Here is a 1,500-nt window from a genome sequence, read left to right as displayed (position 1 = left end):
GGCATGAGACTTCCTGTGTCAACCCGTAGGGATGAAGGCCTTTGCGGCAGCATGTTTTTGGGGATCGTATGGAATGCTGTCGCTCCATGCGCGCCAGAGGACGCGGATCCAAGCGCGAGCGAGGATGCGCACGGCGTGGGGATGCCTGCATCCTCGCTGTCTGGCGTTTCGATAGATGCCGGCGGCCCATGGACTTTGGTGACGGGAGTTGTCTGCAAAGCAGGTGATTGCGGCGCGCAGGCGCTTGTTGCAGGCCCATCGCCATCCCACGCCTCGGGCTTTTCCGCTCTGGTAGGTGACGGGCGCGACACCGGCCTCTGCGGCGAGGTGATCCTCGCTTTGGAATCGGGTGCGGACGTCACCCAATTCGGCGGTGATCTGTGCGGCACAGATCTTCCCGGCACGCGGGAAGGACATGACGATCCGTCCCTCGGGAAGCTCTGCGACGGCGTGTTCAATGCGGCTGGTGAGCTTGGCGATCTGGGCAACGAGGCTTTCGAGGGCCGTGGCGAGGGCGCGTACGAGTTCGCCCTTGGCATCGGCTTCGGCCTGCGCGGCCGTGCCGGTGGGAGCCGAGCGCAGGCGAGCGAGGAGATCGGCGACGTGGCGCCTGCCGCAATACTGGTTCTGGGCGAGGAAGGCAGCCATGCGCTTGCTGCCGAGCCGGTGGGCCGCCTGGGGCGTGGGATAGCGCAAGAGGAAGGCCAGCGTTATGGGGCTGGCAATGTTGGCGAACAGGCTGGCGGCGCCCGGCCAGAAGCTTTCGAGAAGGGCGCGCAGCTGGTTGGCGAGGACGAGCCTGGTGGCGACCAGATCGTCGCGCCCGCGCACCAGCGCCCTGAGTGCCTTGATGGCGTCGGACTGCGGCTCGAGCGCCTTCAGCCGGTGACCGTCGGTACGCAGGACGTCGGCGAGGATGTAGGCATCGCCGGGATCGCTCTTGGCGGAGACGGCGCGGTAGCGCGGCCGACACGCCTTGACGATGTTGGGATGGATCGGCGTGACGACGAACCCGGCCTCCATCAACATGTCGACGAGCAGACCGCTCGGCCGTTCGATCGCGACGGGCATCTCGTCCGCCAGACCGTGACGGCGCAGGCGCGTGACGAGATGGTCGAGGCCGTCGCTGTCATGGGTGACGGTGAACTGATCGAGGCTTTTGCCGGCGGCGTCGAGGACGCAGACGGCATGGTTCGACCCGCCCCAGTCGAGGCCGATGAAAATGGGCATGGATGCACCTCTCTCCCTTGGAGTAAGGTTCCCTGTGCCGGAAGTTCCCGCGGGATGCTCATCAACCGGCGCTCTGGGCAACACCTGGCCGGGCTGCCCGTGGCGCATCTTCCTGTAGCCCGTCTCGGACTTCCGGCCGCCGCAGCCCAGCAGGTCTCATGCGGGCCTTCGAGAGGCAAGCAACCGAGGCTGTCGCCACGGCGGCCAGGAACCAACGCCCATTCAGCTTCTAAACTGATCCAGCGTCGGCGGGAGGTTGCCTGATGAGCA

Annotated in this window: 1 protein-coding gene; it reads right to left on the bottom strand. The window is 66.3% G+C overall.

Annotated features, from left to right (window positions below):
- Window positions 1–18: 18 nt before the first annotated feature.
- Complete coding sequence (locus VSX60_RS22275) at window positions 19–1,230, bottom strand: IS110 family transposase (protein ID WP_327626422.1); 1,212 nt, start codon at window positions 1,228–1,230, stop codon at window positions 19–21.
- Window positions 1,231–1,500 lie beyond the last annotated feature (270 nt).

It is taken from the genome of Aurantimonas sp. A3-2-R12, from assembly GCF_036016755.1.
Taxonomy (GTDB): Bacteria; Pseudomonadota; Alphaproteobacteria; order Rhizobiales; family Rhizobiaceae; genus Aurantimonas; species Aurantimonas coralicida_A.
Note: the sequence above shows the minus strand (reverse complement) of the source record. Positions and strands in the feature narration are given on the sequence as shown.

Coding starts and splice junctions, on each gene's coding strand:
- VSX60_RS22275 (WP_327626422.1), bottom strand. CDS start 1,230: ATGCCCATTTTCATCGGCCTCGACTGGGGCGGGTCGAACCATGCCGTC.